This window comes from Bacillus pseudomycoides DSM 12442 (assembly GCF_000161455.1).
GTDB lineage: Bacteria > Bacillota > Bacilli > Bacillales > Bacillaceae_G > Bacillus_A > Bacillus_A pseudomycoides.
Window position 1 is genome coordinate 3,615,713 of record NZ_CM000745.1, and the last position, 15,595, is coordinate 3,631,307.

The window sequence follows — 15,595 nt, forward strand, 5'->3', positions numbered from 1 at the left end:
AAAGTTTCATTTTATCTTTTCACAATTGTGAATGGAAAGGATGCGAGAGCATGAACAGCAAAGAATTAATTCAAGAAGCAATCGAAGCGCGTAAACAAGCGTATGTACCATATTCTAAGTTTCAAGTAGGTGCAGCATTATTAACGGAAGATGGAAAAGTATACCGAGGATGTAATGTTGAAAATGCATCATATGGATTATGTAATTGTGCAGAAAGAACAGCTTTATTCAAAGCAGTTTCTGAAGGAGATAAAGAATTTGTAGCCATTGCGGTAGTAGCGGATACGAAGCGTCCAGTACCTCCTTGTGGAGCGTGCCGTCAAGTTATGATAGAATTATGTAAACAGGATACGAAAGTATACTTATCAAATTTACATGGTGACGTTCAGGAGACAACAGTTGGAGAATTGTTACCAGGAGCATTTTTAGCGGAGGATTTACATGAATAGAAAAGGTTATAAATCAGGTTTTGTCTCTATAATTGGAAGACCGAATGTTGGAAAGTCTACATTTTTAAATCGAATTATCGGTCAAAAAATTGCAATTATGAGCGATAAACCACAAACAACTCGTAATAAAATTCAAGGTGTATACACAGAAAATGACTCACAAGTTATCTTTATTGATACGCCAGGAATACATAAGCCGAAGCATAAATTAGGCGATTTTATGGTGAAGATGGCACAAACGACATTAAAAGAAGTTGACATTGTATTATTTATGGTCAATGCTGCTGAAGGTTTTGGTCGTGGTGAAGAGTTTATTATCGAAAAATTACAAGAAACAAAGCAACCGGTATTTCTAGTAATCAATAAAATTGACCAAGTTCATCCGGAACAATTGCTGGAATTAATTGATCAATATCGTAAGTTACATGAATTTGCAGAAATTGTTCCGATTTCTGCATTGGATGGTAATAATGTTGAGGCGTTAATCGGTGCGATTAAAAAATATTTACCTGAAGGACCACAATACTATCCAGACAACCAAGTAACGGATCATCCAGAGCGATTTATTATTGCTGAGCTTATTCGTGAAAAGGTACTTCATTTAACACGTGAGGAAGTACCACATTCGGTAGCGGTTGTGATTGATGCGATTCAAAAGCGTGAAGGTGGAGCGGTCTATGTGAATGCGACAATTATTGTAGAGCGTCCATCGCAAAAAGGAATTATTATCGGAAAACAAGGGAAGATGCTGAAAGAAGTTGGAAAACGAGCTCGCTTTGATATTGAAGCACTTCTTGGTTCAAAAGTATTCTTAGAAGTGTGGGTAAAAGTACAAAAAGATTGGCGTAATAAAATGTCACAACTTCGCGATCTTGGCTTCCGTGAAGATGAGTATTAATAGAAATTAGGAAAATTTTTCTCACATGAAAATGGACAAAATGGGTCATTTTAATAACAACAAAAGAAATTGGTTTATATGCTACGCTTACTGAGAAAGGTGGATTCTTATGCTAGATTTTACCTGGAAGTTTTTCTCCAAAACAGGAAGCATTGAAACGTATTTGCTTTTGAAGGAAATGGAAAAAGACGTAAACGATGAGATGGATCAACATGAAGAGGAGCTAGCGCATCTAGATTCTCCAATTTCTTGACCCGTTTTGTTCAAACCTTGGATGGTGACAAACATGTTTCAAAAAGTTGAGGGAATTGTCATCCGGACAACAGATTACGGAGAAACGAATAAAATTGTTACGATATTTTCCCGTGAGCTTGGAAAGGTAAGTGCAATGGCAAGAGGGGCGAAAAAACCGAAAAGTAGGTTAGCATCTATTTCGCAACTTATGATGCACGGTCACTTTCTGATTCAAATGGGGTCTGGACTTGGGACTTTGCAGCAAGGTGAAATAATTTCATCTATGAAAGAAATTCGTGAAGATATATTTTTAACTGCTTATGCATCATTTATCGTGGAATTGACCGATAAAGCAACTGAAGATAAGAAACATAATCCGTATTTATTTGAAATGTTACATCAAACGTTGCACTATATGTGTGAGGGTGTTGATGCTGAAGTATTGTCTTTAATTTATCAAACGAAAATGCTCCCAGTACTAGGGATGCATCCATACTTTGATACATGTGCAATTTGTCACCAAGAAGCAGATTTTGTCGCCTTCTCTGTCCGAGAAGGCGGTTTTCTGTGCTCGCGTCATGCGCAGCAAGATCCATACCGTATTCCGGTGGGAGAGGCTGTTCATAAATTGCTACGTCTCTTTTATCATTTTGATTTAGCTCGCCTTGGTAATGTATCTGTTAAGGATGGAACGAAGCGGCAAATACGTACAGTATTAAATACATATTATGATGAATATTGCGGAATCTATTTGAAATCAAGGCGTTTTCTTGAACAACTTGATAAATTTCAAATATAATGAGGACCATATATAGGTCCTTTTTACATACTTTCTTTTTCAAAAAGCATATTTAGTATATAATATTTAAGAGATAGTATAACTTTTTTCGTTTTGCATTGAAGGTGGTGATTATCATAGAACTGAATAAACGGCAAGAACATATCATTCAGATTGTAAAAGATCACGGTCCTATTACAGGGGAATCAATTGCGGCACAATTAAATTTAACACGTGCAACATTAAGACCTGACTTAGCGATTTTAACGATGGCAGGTTATTTAGAAGCACGTCCACGTGTCGGTTATTTTTATACAGGGAAAACTGGGGGACAGTTATTATCAGAAGCTGTTAAGAAAGTTAAGGTACAAGATTATCAATCTAGACCGGTTGTAATTGATAAAAATATTTCCGTATACGATGCGATTTGTACCATGTTTTTAGAAGATGTTGGTACTTTATTTGTTGTAGATCAAGCGACGCTTCTAGTTGGGGTAGTTTCTCGTAAAGATTTATTACGTGCAAGCTTAGGAAAGCAGGATTTAACATCGCTTCCGGTTAATATTATCATGACAAGGATGCCAAACATCGCAATGTGCCGTAGAGAGGATTCTCTATATGATGTTGCGATGGAATTAATAGAAAGACAGATTGATGCTGTACCAGTGGTAAAAGACACGAAACAAGGGTTAGAAGTTGTTGGTCGAATTACAAAAACAAATATTACGCGTGCGTTTGTAAATTTAGTAAACAATGAATAAGTGTAATTTGTTTAAAGTGAGGTAATGTAATGGATAATAAAATCGTATATGTCGTATCTGACTCTGTTGGAGAGACGGCTGATTTAGTTGTTCGAGCTGCAATGGGACAGTTTCCATTTGCTCCTGATATTAGACGTGTACCGTATGTGGAAGATACAGGGACATTAAAAGAGGTAATTTCAATTGCGAAAAGTAATCGAGCGCTTATTTGCTTTACGTTAGTAAAACCAGAAATGCGTCAGTATTTGTTAGCAGAAGCGGCAAAAGAGGGTGTAGAGGCATATGACATTATCGGGCCTCTTATCGATCAAATCGAAGAGATTACAGGACAAGTTCCAAGGTATGAACCTGGTGTTGTTCGTAGATTAGATGAAGAATATTTTAAAAAGATTGAAGCAATTGAGTTTGCTGTTAAATATGATGATGGTAGAGATGCACGTGGGATTTTAAAAGCTGATATCGTTTTAATTGGGATATCACGTACATCAAAGACGCCACTTTCACAATATTTAGCTCATAATAAACGATTGAAGGTTGCGAACGTACCACTTGTACCAGAAGTGGATCCGCCTGAAGAATTATATCAAGTTGCAAAAGAGAAATGTTTCGGTTTGAAAATTACACCGGATAAGTTAAATCACATTCGAAAAGAACGATTAAAATCACTTGGGTTAAGTGATGGAGCAACATATGCGAACATCAATCGTATTAAAGAAGAAATTGATCATTTTGAGAAGGTAGTAAGTAAAATAAACTGTCAAGTTATTGATGTGTCAAATAAGGCAATTGAGGAAACAGCGAATATTATTGTGAATGCAGTGCAAAACCAAAAAATGTTTTAGCACATTTACCAAGGGTGAATGTGCTTTTTTCGCTCAAGATAAAGAAAAACTTTAATCAGTGGAGTTCTTCATCTTTTACTATTTGGGCTTTTACGGGTAGGTTGTCCCCCGCTTAACCTTTTACTTTAATCGGGAGTATTACTGCCCGTGAATAGCCGGATAAAATTTTAAAGGATATGTAGCGAAGTTAGAGAAAATATATTATAATAAAAAATTGTGATAAAAAGGTACATTTTACGTTTAGACTTTAATTTTTCAGAATAAACTAGGGATAGGATTTACGGAAAAGGTATGCATTTACGTAAAATCGACAAAAATCTGGACAAGAAAACGCACATTATGGAAGGATTCACAGAAGGGATGTAGAATACAGAAATATGCAAAACATCAGTAAGATTCTAGTTGATGCAGATGCATGTCCTGTGAAGGATGAAATTGTGCAAGCTGGAACAAAATTCCATGTCGAAATTTTGTTTGTCGCATCCTACGCCCATCGTTCGAAAAAACAGCAAGGGAATTGGATATATGTGGATTCTGAGCAAGATGAGGTGGATTTTTATATCTATAAACACGCCAAAGCTTCAGATCACGTAATCACACAGGATATGGGACTTGCTGGTCTTCTTGTAAAAAAGGGAGTATATGTATTATCTCCACGAGGTACATTTGTGACTGATGAGCAAATGGATACAATTTTATATAGTAGGTATGTATCTGCGAAGTTACGCAGACAAGGGACCTACACAAAAGGTCCAAAAGCATTTTCAACCCATGATCGACAATGCTTTTTAATAAATTTAGAAAAAATATTGTCGAATTATAAAGGAATCCTTTAATTTGTATCGAATACAAAATACGACACGGAGATGGAGTTATGGGGAACAGAATTCCCGAAGAAGTTGTTGAACAGATTCGGACATCATCTGATATTGTAGAAGTGATTGGTGAGTATGTTCAGCTCAGAAAGCAAGGGCGCAATTATTTTGGGCTTTGTCCATTCCACGGTGAGAATTCACCTTCATTTTCTGTTTCATTAGACAAGCAAATTTTTCATTGCTTCGGATGTGGAGAGGGAGGAAATGTTTTTTCATTTCTCATGAAGATGGAAGGGCTCTCTTTCATAGAAGCTGTGCAAAAGCTAGGAGAAAGAAATAATATTTCGGTTGTAGATTATACATCAGGACAAGATCAACAAGAGGACATATCTGATGACAGTGTCATTATGTTACAGGCTCACGAACTTTTGAAAAAATACTATCACCATCTTTTAGTAAATACTGAAGAGGGAAATGTAGCTCTTTCTTATTTACTAAATCGAGGTATTACAAAAGAGATGATTGCAAAGTTTGAAATTGGTTATGCATCTCCAGGTTGGGATGCAGCAGCAAAAATATTACAAAAAAGAGGTTTTTCGTTATCGACCATGGAGCAAGCTGGCTTGCTTGTGCGGAGTGAAAGGGATGGCAGTCACCATGACCGTTTTCGCGGAAGGGTTATGTTTCCCATTCACACACTACAAGGAAAAGTCGCAGCGTTTAGTGGAAGGGCGTTGGGGGATGATACTCCGAAATACTTAAACAGCCCAGAAACACCTATTTTTTACAAAAGCAAATTGCTGTATAACTTCCATCAAGCAAGACCGTTTATCAGAAAACGAGGGCAAGTTGTTCTATTTGAAGGATATGCTGATGTATTAGCTGCTGTAAAAAGCGGGATTGAAGAATCAGTTGCGACGATGGGAACAGCTTTAACAGAAGAACAGGCAAAACTTCTGCGGCGTAATGTTGAAACTGTTGTTCTTTGCTATGATGGTGATAAAGCAGGACGAGAAGCGACGATGAAAGCAGGACAATTGTTATCGCAAGTTGGTTGTCATGTGAAGGTTACTTCATTGCCAGATAAGCTTGATCCTGATGAATATGTGCAACAATATGGAACAGCGGCGTTTGAAAATCTTGTAAAGGCTAGTATAAGTTTTGTTGGATTCAAAATAAATTACTTGCGTTTAGGGAAAAATTTGCAAGATGAGTCTGGTAAAGAAGAATATGTGAAAAGTGTTTTAAAAGAGCTAGCATTATTGCAAGATGCAATGCAAGCGGAGTCGTATTTAAAATCATTATCGCAAGAATTTTCTTACTCAATGGAAACACTTTTAGGTCAATTGCACCAATATCGCAAAGAACAAAAGATACAGCAAAAACAAACGAAACAAATTTCTAAGCCGCCTCAAATTGTTCAGGCAAAACCGAAATTTTCAGGTTTTGAAAGGGCAGAAAGAGAGCTCATTTACCATATGTTACAAAGTGCCGAAGTTGCTTTCCGTATTGAACCTCATATAGAAGATTTTCATACGGAAGAACATAAAGGGATTTTATATGAACTATATGCATATTATGAAAAGGGAAATGAACCTTCAGTCGGGAATTTCTTGAGCTGGCTCTCTGATGAGAAATTGAAAAATATTATCACCAATATTTCAACGGATGAATTCATTAATCCAGAATACAGTGATGAAATATTGCAAGGTCACTTAGAGGCGCTAAGCCGCCACAAGCAAAAGCTTAAAAAGATGGAAACCATTTTTGCATTAAAGCAAATGGAAAAAACAGATCCAGTAGAAGCTGCAAAATTTTATGTAGCATATTTACAAAATCAGAAAGCAAGAAGATAGCTTTTTGTATAAAATTTTATTATAATGAATGTTTGTATCTCGCGTAAGGAGGGGAACAGATGGCTGATAAACCAGCTCGTTCTAAACAAATTGAAACTGATATGACTCTTGAGCAAGTGAAAGAACAACTCACTGAGCTTGGAAAAAAACGTGGCGTTCTTACATATGAAGAGATTGCAGAACGCATGAATGGATTTGAAATTGAATCTGATCAAATGGATGAATATTATGAATATTTAGGTGAACAAGGAATTGATTTAGTTGGCGACAACGATGAAGGTCCGAATAATCACCAAATCACAAAGACAGAAGAAGAATTCGATTTAAATGATTTAAGTGTGCCACCAGGTGTGAAAATCAATGACCCTGTTCGCATGTATTTAAAAGAAATCGGCCGTGTGGATCTACTATCTGCTGAAGAAGAAATTCGACTTGCAACCCGCATTGAAGAAGGTGATGAAGAAGCGAAGCGCCGTCTTGCGGAAGCGAATTTACGTCTTGTTGTAAGTATTGCAAAACGATATGTAGGCCGTGGTATGCTCTTCTTAGACTTAATCCAAGAAGGAAACATGGGTTTAATTAAAGCTGTTGAAAAGTTCGATTATCGTAAAGGTTTTAAATTCAGTACGTATGCAACTTGGTGGATTCGTCAAGCGATTACACGTGCCATTGCAGACCAAGCGAGAACAATTCGTATTCCCGTTCATATGGTTGAAACAATTAATAAATTAATCCGTGTACAGCGTCAATTATTACAAGATTTAGGACGTGAACCATCTCCAGAAGAAATTGGAGAAGAAATGGATCTTGCTCCAGAAAAAGTACGCGAAATCTTAAAGATTGCACAGGAGCCAGTTTCTCTTGAAACACCAATTGGTGAAGAGGATGACTCACATTTAGGCGATTTTATTGAAGACCAAGAAGCAACATCACCTGCGGACCATGCAGCGTATGAATTGCTAAAAGAACAATTAGAAGATGTGTTAGATACACTAACAGATCGTGAAGAAAATGTTCTACGTCTTCGTTTCGGTTTAGATGATGGACGAACTCGTACGCTTGAAGAAGTTGGGAAAGTATTCGGCGTAACGAGAGAGCGTATTCGTCAAATTGAAGCAAAAGCGCTTCGTAAATTAAGACATCCAAGCCGTAGCAAACGTTTAAAAGATTTCTTAGAATAGGGTTCTTTTTAAGTTTACTTCACATTTGTGAAGTAAACTTTTTTATTTTGTTAATTTTTGTTAAAATTTAGCTGCCAGTAACGATTACAATTCTTGTAATTTATTTTACAGAATTGTCTTTTGATTTGCAAATGCTCATTTTTCGATTTTTCGATTAATTTCGTTTATTCTATACAAAAATATATGTAGAAAAACAAAAAATATGATGAGAAGCGTTGATATTTATCAAAATAATATGGGATAAAAGGAAGAGAATCAATAAACTGAATTTATGGAATATTTTTAACAACTGATAGTTTTGTCTTTTCTGATAGAACGTTTTCAAGTACAATAGAAGTGACTGAATCATCTAACTATTCGGGGGTGTAGAGGGGGGAGAAGAGATATGAAACGTAATCCGTTGATTCCATTCGCTCTTATTGCAGCACTGGGCATTATCATTATGTTTGTATTTTCGTTTCAGGGGTTACATAAATCTAAAGAGCTTGCTGATGCAAAAAATGGTGGGAAACCTGCACAAACGGCATCGAAACCAGAAGATATTGTGAAACAAAGTTGTACGAGCTGTCATGGTGATCAGTTGCAAGGTGCAGTAGGTCCTAACTTACAAAAAGTTGGTGGGAAACTTTCCAAAGATGAAATTAAGGAAGTGCTTACAAAAGGGAAAGGAAATATGCCAGCGAATATAATCCCAGCAGATCAGGCTTCTAAAGTAGCTGATTGGTTATCAAAGAAAAAATAAAGTGAACCTTTAATCCGTGAGAATTGTATGATTCGCATGTAGTGGAATACGACCGATAAAACAAGTTCTTTGCTTATAGCAGGGAGCTTGTTTTTTCTTTCAATCTAAAATACGATGAAATAAATGAATTGTTTTGTTTCTTTACTTGCAACAACTACTGTAAATTCATTATCATGGAGACAGACTGACAAGAGAAGGAGTAATGGAAATAAATGAATGAAGTGAAGCTTTCAAAAAGATTAGAAGAAGTAGTGCGGGAGATTCCAGTAGGATCTACAGTTGCAGATATTGGTTCCGACCATGCGTATTTACCGTGCTATACAATCATAAATAATATTGCTACAAAGGCAGTAGCGGGAGAAGTGGTAGATGGGCCATTCCGTTCTGCACAGGCTACAGTAGCTGAGAGTGGCCTACAAGAAAAGGTAGATGTTCGTAAAGGAAATGGCTTAGCTGTTATTACACCAGGAGAAGTCGATGTTATTACAATTGCTGGTATGGGTGGAGCGCTAATTCGTGATATTTTAGAGAATGGAAAAGAAAAGCTAAATGGTGTAATACGTTTAATTTTACAGCCTAATATTGCTGCACATCATATTCGTGAATGGTTTATTGAAAATGGTTGGGAGCTTATTCATGAAAAAATTATAAAAGAAGACGGAAAGATTTATGAGATTTTAGTTGGGGAAAAAGGAGAACCGCTAACTCCTTATCATGAAAACAAACAAGCAGAGTTATTTATTGGACCATTTTTGATGAAGGAAAAAAGTGATGCGTTTGTAGAGAAATGGGAAAATGAACTGAAAAACTTTCAAAATATCCTGAAGCAAATAGAGCGTGCGACAGAATCAGAAGATACAAAGGCAAAACGAATTGAAGTAGTCGAGAAAATGAAAATGATAGAGGAGGTTTTATCATGAGTAAAATTCCAAATGGGCATGAAGTGATTTCTTTATTTGAAAGTATGTATCCGAAGCATTTAGCGATGGAAGGCGATAAAATTGGTTTGCAGATTGGTGCACTCAATAAGCCAGTCCAGCATGTATTGATTGCACTAGATGTTACAGAAGCGGTTGTAGAAGAAGCGATTCAAATAGGTGCGAATGTAATTATTGCCCATCACCCGCTTATTTTTAATCCGCTAAAAGCAATCCATACAGATAAGGCGTATGGTCGAATTATTGAAACGTGTATCAAAAACGATATCGCTGTTTATGCAGCGCATACAAATGTCGATGTAGCAAAAGGCGGAGTGAACGACTTGCTTGCTGAGGCGCTGGGATTACAAAATACAGAAGTGCTTGTTCCGACATACTCGGAAGAAATGAAAAAGATTGTTGTATGTGTGCCTGCAACGCATGCTGAAGAAGTTCGTAAAGCTCTTGGGGATGCTGGCGCTGGTTATATCGGCAACTATAGCCATTGTACGTTTAATAGTGAAGGAATAGGTACATTTATGCCTGGGGAGGGGACAAACCCTTATATAGGCGAAACTGGGCAGTTAGAGCGTGTAGAAGAGGTAAAGATTGAAACGATTATCCCAGCCCCACTAGAGCGAAAAGTAGTAAAAGCAATGTTAACAGCACATCCATATGAAGAAGTTGCCTACGATGTATACCCCCTTGATAATAAGGGAGAAACGTTAGGACTTGGTAAAATTGGATATTTGCAAGAAGAAATGACATTAGGCCAGTTTGCTGAACATGTGAAATCGGCATTAGATGTAAAAGGTGCGCGAGTTGTTGGGAATTTAGACGATAAAGTGCGGAAAGTAGCAGTGCTTGGCGGTGATGGGAATAAATATATTACGCAAGCGAAATTTAAAGGGGCAGATGTGTATGTGACGGGCGATATGTATTATCATGTTGCACATGATGCGATGATGCTCGGATTAAATATTGTGGATCCAGGACATAATGTTGAAAAAGTGATGAAACAAGGTGTGCAAAAGCAATTACAGCAAAAAGTAGATGAGAAAAAATTTGCTGTGCAAATTCATGCTTCTCAGTTACATACAGATCCGTTTACTTTTGTATAAGATCTAAAAAGAAAAATTATAAAATCTTTCTTTTTAGATGGAAGAGAGCATCCGGCTATGCATAGAAGTGGTCAGAGCCTTTTTTTGCCCCATGCCAAGTGAAAACAAAGAGAAAAAAGAATATAGGTAATTTTTTTGTTCTTCGTAGCAGCGACTTATATGTGAAAAAAATCAAAATAGATTTATATTGAATAAAAAAATCCGCTGCTAGTGAGTTAGCAACGGATTTTTTTATTGTTGTTTTTTTACTTTTACACGTGGCAAGATTTTTTGAAGTGGTACGTTTCGTTTACGTTCCCAAGTTGCTGGGTTCATTGGGTCGTACTGTTCTAAAAAGGCGATTACTTCTTTTGTAATTGGCGTTGGTGTAGAGGCCCCTGCGGTAACAGCGACATTTTCGATCCCTTGCAGCCACTCTAATTGAATTTCGCTTACATCTGCAACGCGGTATGCTTTTGTACCAGCAATCTCTTGTGATACTTGGGCTAAACGGTTTGAGTTATTACTTTTTGGATCACCGACAACAATCGTTAAATCAGCCACATCTGCTTGCTTAGCAACTGCTTCTTGACGTACTTGTGTTGCTAAACAAATTTCTTTGTGAAATTCAGCTGTTGGGAATTTTTTCTGAATGTCTTCCATCAGGTGCTGAACGTCCCATTGACTCATTGTTGTTTGATTTGTTACTAAAATTTTCTCTGTTGGGATTTCTAGTGTCTCCAAATCATTTGCCTTTTCAATAAGATGAACGATGTCAGGTGCAATACCAACGGCACCTTCTGGTTCTGGATGTCCCTTTTTACCAATGTAAATCACATGGTATCCTTCCGATTTTTTTGTTTCGATAAGGTCGTGTGTTTTCGTAACATCTGGACATGTTGCATCGATTGTCGTTAACCCTTTTTCTTTTGCACGTTGTTTAACTTCTGGAGAAACACCGTGTGCTGTGAAAATAACAGTACCAGAATCAATTTTGTCTAAAATCTCTAATCGACTTGGACCATCTAATGTAATAATGCCATCTTCTTCGAAAGCGTCGGTTACATGTTTATTGTGAACAATCATACCTAAAATATAAATCGGTCTCGGTAATGTTTTATCTAGTGCAGCATTGCGTGCAATGACCATTGCATCAACAACACCGTAGCAATAACCACGAGGGGAAATTTTAACAATTTTCATGTGAGTAATCCTCTCCTTCTAAACAAGGAATCCTTTTTGTACATAGTCTTTTCCATTATAAAGGAGGAGCGGACAGAAAACAAAGGATTGTTAGACATATAGTTTCGGTTTTGGTGCCATACGCGGGATATTCTCCTCTTTCGGTAAGGCTCTTTCAATAACTGGTTCTAAAATTATTTTCTTCTTTTTTTTCTTTTTTGAAGGTGGTGGAGGTGTAGTAATTACTTCCACCTCTTCTGCGGATTCTTCAGCAGCACCTTTTCCAGAAGTGAGAATTTTTACGATGCTTGGTATGCTACGCACAATGGGTCCATACTGCTCGACGACAGGTCCAACAGATTGAGCGACTTGAGCAACTTTTTCAATGTTATTTAACATACCTGTTGGATTGGAGATTAAGTTGGAAAAAAAGCTGCCAATGCCACCGCCACCGCTAGCGCTAGGTATAATCGGTGCTGAGCTACGGATTTCATTCGGATTGTTCATTTGAGGTGGCATCATTTGTTGTGACTGCTGCATATAGGGCTGCTGATGTTGATGCATCATCGGTTGCCCCTCCATTTGTCGATAGGGAGGAACCATTTGCATAAAGGGCTGAGTCGGATCGTGTTTTTTGAATAGCTTCGAGAGAAATCCTTTCTTTTTTTGCATCATAGGAGGTAAATTAGGTATAGGATACGGGGTGTACGGTTGCTGTCCTGTATACATTTGTCCCATAGGAGAGTTCGGATACATAAGAGAACTCCTCCTTTCTTCAGTTAGGTATATACACATACAATATGCAATGAAAAGAAAGAAGGTTAGTTTTTGGAGTGAAAACCTAAACTAAAGATGGATTTTACTATTAGAGTTCGATATAATGTAGACTTGACTGATTTGTGCGCGCAGTAGAAATTTTAGAAAGAAGGTGTAACTTATGACACTACAAACATTTACACAATATAATTTTCAACCGTTTTTAATAGATGCAGTTCGTGAACTACGCTTTTCAGAGCCGACAGAAATTCAAAAGAAAATTTTTCCTGTTGTGAAAAAAGGTGTGAGTGTAATTGGACAGTCCCAAACGGGTTCTGGTAAAACACACGCATATTTACTTCCAACATTAAACCGAATTGATGCGAAACGAGAAGAGGTCCAACTTGTCATTACAGCGCCTACTCGTGAGTTAGCACAACAAATTTATCAAGAGATTGTAAAGTTAACAAAGTTTTGTGAAGAAGATCAAATGATTACAGCACGCTGCTTAATCGGAGGAACAGATAAGCAAAGATCCATTGAAAAATTGAAAAAACAACCTCATGTTGTTATTGGGACACCCGGGCGTATTAAAGATCTAGTAGAAGAAAAAGCGCTATTCGTTCATAAAGCTACTACGATTATTGTTGATGAAGCAGACTTGATGCTTGATATGGGATTCATTCAAGATGTAGATAAAATTGCAGCGCGTATGCCTAAAAACTTGCAAATGCTTGTTTTCTCTGCAACGATTCCTCAAAAATTAAAACCGTTTATGAAGAAGTATATGGAGAATCCAGAGCATATTCATATTAATCCAAAACAAGTTGCAGCAGGGAATATTGAGCATTATTTAGTTCCTTCTAGGCATCGTAATAAAATTGAATTAGTGAAAAATATGTTACTTCAATTTAAGCCGTATTTAGCAATCGTTTTTACAAATACAAAGAAAAAAGCGGATGAAGTTGCGGACGGATTAGCAGAGCGTGGATTAAAAGTAGGAAGAATTCATGGTGATTTATCACCACGTGATCGTAAAAAAATGATGAAACAAGTTCGTGACTTAGAGTTTCAATACATTGTCGCTACAGATTTAGCCGCACGTGGTATTGATATTGAAGGGATTAGCCATGTTATTAACTATGAACTTCCATCTGATTTAGATTTTTTTGTTCACCGCGTAGGAAGAACAGCTCGTGCTGGATATTCAGGAATTGCAGTGACGATTTATGATCCAGCAAATGAAGAAGCGTTAGATAGCTTAGAAAAACAACGTAATATCATATTTAACCATGTAGACTTACGTGGAGATGAATGGGCTGATTTAGGTGACCGCCGTCGTCGTAAAAGTCGTAAAAAGCCAAATGATGAACTTGATATTATGGCAACGAAAGTTGTTAAGAAGCCGAAAAAAGTAAAACCTAATTATAAGAGAAAACTGGCAACAGAACGTGCAAAAGTGAAGAATAAATACAGTAATAAAAAAAGATAAGGGGCGATCCCTTATCTTTTTTTATCCTTTTATTTGCGAATGTGAATCTTTCCTGTAGCAAAAATAAAGGCGTTAGGTGAGGACTAATAACCAGCAGGAATTAAGAAAAACGCTACTAATCTTGATATGCTAAGAAGAGTTCCATGTTTTAGAAGCAGGGGGCGTAACTTGTGAATCTGTTTTAGCAGTATGTTTATTGTTTTGTGAACAAACAATTCACTACATATTTCTACAAATTATGCTATCATTATAGCTATTGTATATTGAAGAGGTGATTATATGTTAAAGATTGGATCTCATGTTTCTATGAGTGGTAAGAAAATGTTATTAGCAGCAAGTGAAGAGGCTGCTTCATACGGTGCGACAACCTTTATGATCTATACAGGTGCACCGCAAAATACGAGAAGAAAACCAATTGAAGAGTTAAATATAGAAGCAGGGCGTAAACATATGGAGCTCAATGGTATTGAAGAAATTATTGTCCATGCACCTTATATTATTAATGTTGGTAATACGACAAAACCGGAAACGTTTCAATTAGGTGTTGATTTCCTGCGCATGGAAATTGAAAGAACGTCAGCGTTAGGTGTAGCGAAGCAAATTGTACTTCATCCAGGAGCTCATGTTGGCGCGGGAGCTGAAGCTGGTATTCAGCAAATCATTAAAGGCCTAAATGAGGTATTGACGCCAGAACAGACAGTGAATATTGCACTAGAGACGATGGCTGGAAAAGGAACAGAGTGCGGACGCAGCTTTGACGAAATTGCAAAAATTATTGATGGTGTAAAATATAACGAAAAGTTATTTGTATGTTTCGATACGTGCCACACGCATGATGCAGGTTATGACATTGTGAATGACTTTGACGGTGTATTAAATGAATTTGATAAAATTGTTGGGATTGATCGTTTGCAAGTATTGCATATTAACGATAGTAAAAATATACGCGGAGCTGGAAAAGACCGTCATGAAAATATTGGTTTCGGTCATATTGGTTATAAAGCGTTACACCACATCGTACACCATCCGCAATTACAGCATGTACCAAAAATTCTTGAAACACCGTATGTAGGTGAGGATAAGAAAGATAAAAAACCACCATATAAGTTTGAAATTGAAATGTTGAAGAGTGGCTCATTTGATGAAGGTCTTCTTGAGAAGATTAAAGAACAATAAGGAGGGGGATTTCCACCTCCTTATTTTAATAGTTTCTGAAATAGCGTATTTATTTGTTGAGCGGTAGATGGGGAAGTGACTTTTGCAATCTTTTTTAAAAGTTCTAGTCTTTCTCCTGTATCATAAATGTTGATGTTTTTCCCTTTTATTAAAGGGACAATTTGCTCAGCCTGTTCAGTTGTGATGGGAACTTCATATTCTTTACTATATTTCAATAATTCTTTTGTTGTCATATGATTTAATTTTTTGTTTACAATGTGCTTGATGAGGTTCATGATGTAGTCCTCCTTCAGTTGTTCTTATATCGAAATATATGTGCGGGATGCTTGTATATATTCGCATAGTAGATGCTTTTTTCTATAAGTAAAAGAAGACTATGTTATAATAAAAGAACAAAACTATATAAAAAGTATATA

17 protein-coding genes are annotated in these 15,595 nt (G+C 36.9%); 14 read left to right on the forward strand and 3 right to left on the reverse strand.

Going from position 1 to position 15,595, the window contains the following annotated elements:
• Positions 1–50: 50 nt before the first annotated feature.
• The 12 genes from BPMYX0001_RS18375 to BPMYX0001_RS18425 all read left to right on the forward strand — a co-directional run bounded on the left by BPMYX0001_RS18375 (position 51) and on the right by BPMYX0001_RS18425 (position 10,594).
• The gene (locus BPMYX0001_RS18375; protein WP_006095994.1) at positions 51–449 is read left to right on the forward strand and encodes a cytidine deaminase; all 399 of its coding nucleotides are present in this window, start codon (positions 51–53) and stop codon (positions 447–449) included.
• Positions 442–1,347, forward strand: a complete 906-nt coding sequence (gene era / locus BPMYX0001_RS18380) for a GTPase Era (protein ID WP_018765845.1) — start codon at positions 442–444, stop codon at positions 1,345–1,347. The genes BPMYX0001_RS18375 and era overlap by 8 nt, the downstream gene beginning before the upstream one ends.
• Positions 1,348–1,456: 109 nt before the next feature.
• The gene (locus tag BPMYX0001_RS31170; RefSeq protein WP_000883924.1) at positions 1,457–1,600 is read left to right on the forward strand and encodes a YqzL family protein; all 144 of its coding nucleotides are present in this window, start codon (positions 1,457–1,459) and stop codon (positions 1,598–1,600) included.
• A 33-nt stretch (positions 1,601–1,633) separates the two neighbouring features.
• Positions 1,634–2,380, forward strand: a complete 747-nt coding sequence (gene recO / locus BPMYX0001_RS18385; protein WP_016116361.1) for a DNA repair protein RecO — start codon at positions 1,634–1,636, stop codon at positions 2,378–2,380.
• A gap of 107 nt (positions 2,381–2,487) precedes the next feature.
• On the forward strand, positions 2,488–3,120 hold the full coding sequence (gene ccpN, locus BPMYX0001_RS18390; protein WP_026008574.1) for a transcriptional regulator CcpN: 633 nt from the start codon (positions 2,488–2,490) through the stop codon (positions 3,118–3,120).
• A 29-nt stretch (positions 3,121–3,149) separates the two neighbouring features.
• Positions 3,150–3,962, forward strand: a complete 813-nt coding sequence (locus tag BPMYX0001_RS18395; RefSeq protein WP_003200663.1) for a pyruvate, water dikinase regulatory protein — start codon at positions 3,150–3,152, stop codon at positions 3,960–3,962.
• A gap of 377 nt (positions 3,963–4,339) precedes the next feature.
• A complete protein-coding gene (locus BPMYX0001_RS18400) occupies positions 4,340–4,798 on the forward strand; it encodes a YaiI/YqxD family protein (RefSeq protein WP_006095996.1) in 459 nt (152 codons plus the stop codon).
• Between the two features lie 38 nt (positions 4,799–4,836).
• Positions 4,837–6,633 (forward strand): DNA primase, encoded by a 1,797-nt coding sequence (dnaG, locus tag BPMYX0001_RS18405; RefSeq protein WP_006095997.1) that lies wholly within the window; start codon positions 4,837–4,839, stop codon positions 6,631–6,633.
• A 59-nt stretch (positions 6,634–6,692) separates the two neighbouring features.
• Positions 6,693–7,814 carry an RNA polymerase sigma factor RpoD gene (rpoD, locus tag BPMYX0001_RS18410; protein WP_003200669.1) on the forward strand — a complete coding sequence of 374 codons (1,122 nt, stop codon included), beginning with the start codon at positions 6,693–6,695 and terminating at the stop codon, positions 7,812–7,814.
• Positions 7,815–8,199: 385 nt separating this feature from the next.
• Positions 8,200–8,556, forward strand: coding sequence for a cytochrome c550 (gene cccA, locus BPMYX0001_RS18415; RefSeq protein WP_003200671.1), 357 nt, complete (start codon positions 8,200–8,202; stop codon positions 8,554–8,556).
• Positions 8,557–8,768: 212 nt separating this feature from the next.
• A complete protein-coding gene (locus BPMYX0001_RS18420; protein WP_006095998.1) occupies positions 8,769–9,476 on the forward strand; it encodes a tRNA (adenine(22)-N(1))-methyltransferase in 708 nt (235 codons plus the stop codon).
• On the forward strand, positions 9,473–10,594 hold the full coding sequence (locus BPMYX0001_RS18425) for a Nif3-like dinuclear metal center hexameric protein (protein WP_033796422.1): 1,122 nt from the start codon (positions 9,473–9,475) through the stop codon (positions 10,592–10,594). Before BPMYX0001_RS18420 ends, BPMYX0001_RS18425 begins: the two co-directional genes overlap by 4 nt.
• Before the next feature lie 231 nt (positions 10,595–10,825).
• Here BPMYX0001_RS18425 and BPMYX0001_RS18430 read toward each other — a convergent pair whose 3' ends face one another.
• Together BPMYX0001_RS18430 and vrrA are read right to left on the reverse strand one after the other, a co-directional pair.
• On the reverse strand, positions 10,826–11,776 hold the full coding sequence (locus BPMYX0001_RS18430; protein ID WP_003200678.1) for a 4-hydroxy-3-methylbut-2-enyl diphosphate reductase: 951 nt from the start codon (positions 11,774–11,776) through the stop codon (positions 10,826–10,828).
• 90 nt (positions 11,777–11,866) lie between these two features.
• Positions 11,867–12,511 carry a VrrA/YqfQ family protein gene (gene vrrA, locus BPMYX0001_RS18435; protein ID WP_006095999.1) on the reverse strand — a complete coding sequence of 215 codons (645 nt, stop codon included), beginning with the start codon at positions 12,509–12,511 and terminating at the stop codon, positions 11,867–11,869.
• A gap of 181 nt (positions 12,512–12,692) precedes the next feature.
• On the opposite strand from vrrA, the gene BPMYX0001_RS18440 reads away from it, so the two are divergent.
• Both BPMYX0001_RS18440 and BPMYX0001_RS18445 read left to right on the forward strand, forming a co-directional pair.
• The gene (locus BPMYX0001_RS18440; RefSeq protein ID WP_003208521.1) at positions 12,693–14,003 is read left to right on the forward strand and encodes a DEAD/DEAH box helicase; all 1,311 of its coding nucleotides are present in this window, start codon (positions 12,693–12,695) and stop codon (positions 14,001–14,003) included.
• 279 nt (positions 14,004–14,282) lie between these two features.
• A complete protein-coding gene (locus tag BPMYX0001_RS18445; protein WP_006096000.1) occupies positions 14,283–15,179 on the forward strand; it encodes a deoxyribonuclease IV in 897 nt (298 codons plus the stop codon).
• A gap of 20 nt (positions 15,180–15,199) precedes the next feature.
• Here the strand turns inward: BPMYX0001_RS18445 and BPMYX0001_RS18450 are convergent, their stop codons facing one another.
• Positions 15,200–15,454 carry a DUF2624 domain-containing protein gene (locus BPMYX0001_RS18450; RefSeq protein ID WP_003200331.1) on the reverse strand — a complete coding sequence of 85 codons (255 nt, stop codon included), beginning with the start codon at positions 15,452–15,454 and terminating at the stop codon, positions 15,200–15,202.
• Positions 15,455–15,595: the final 141 nt, after the last annotated feature.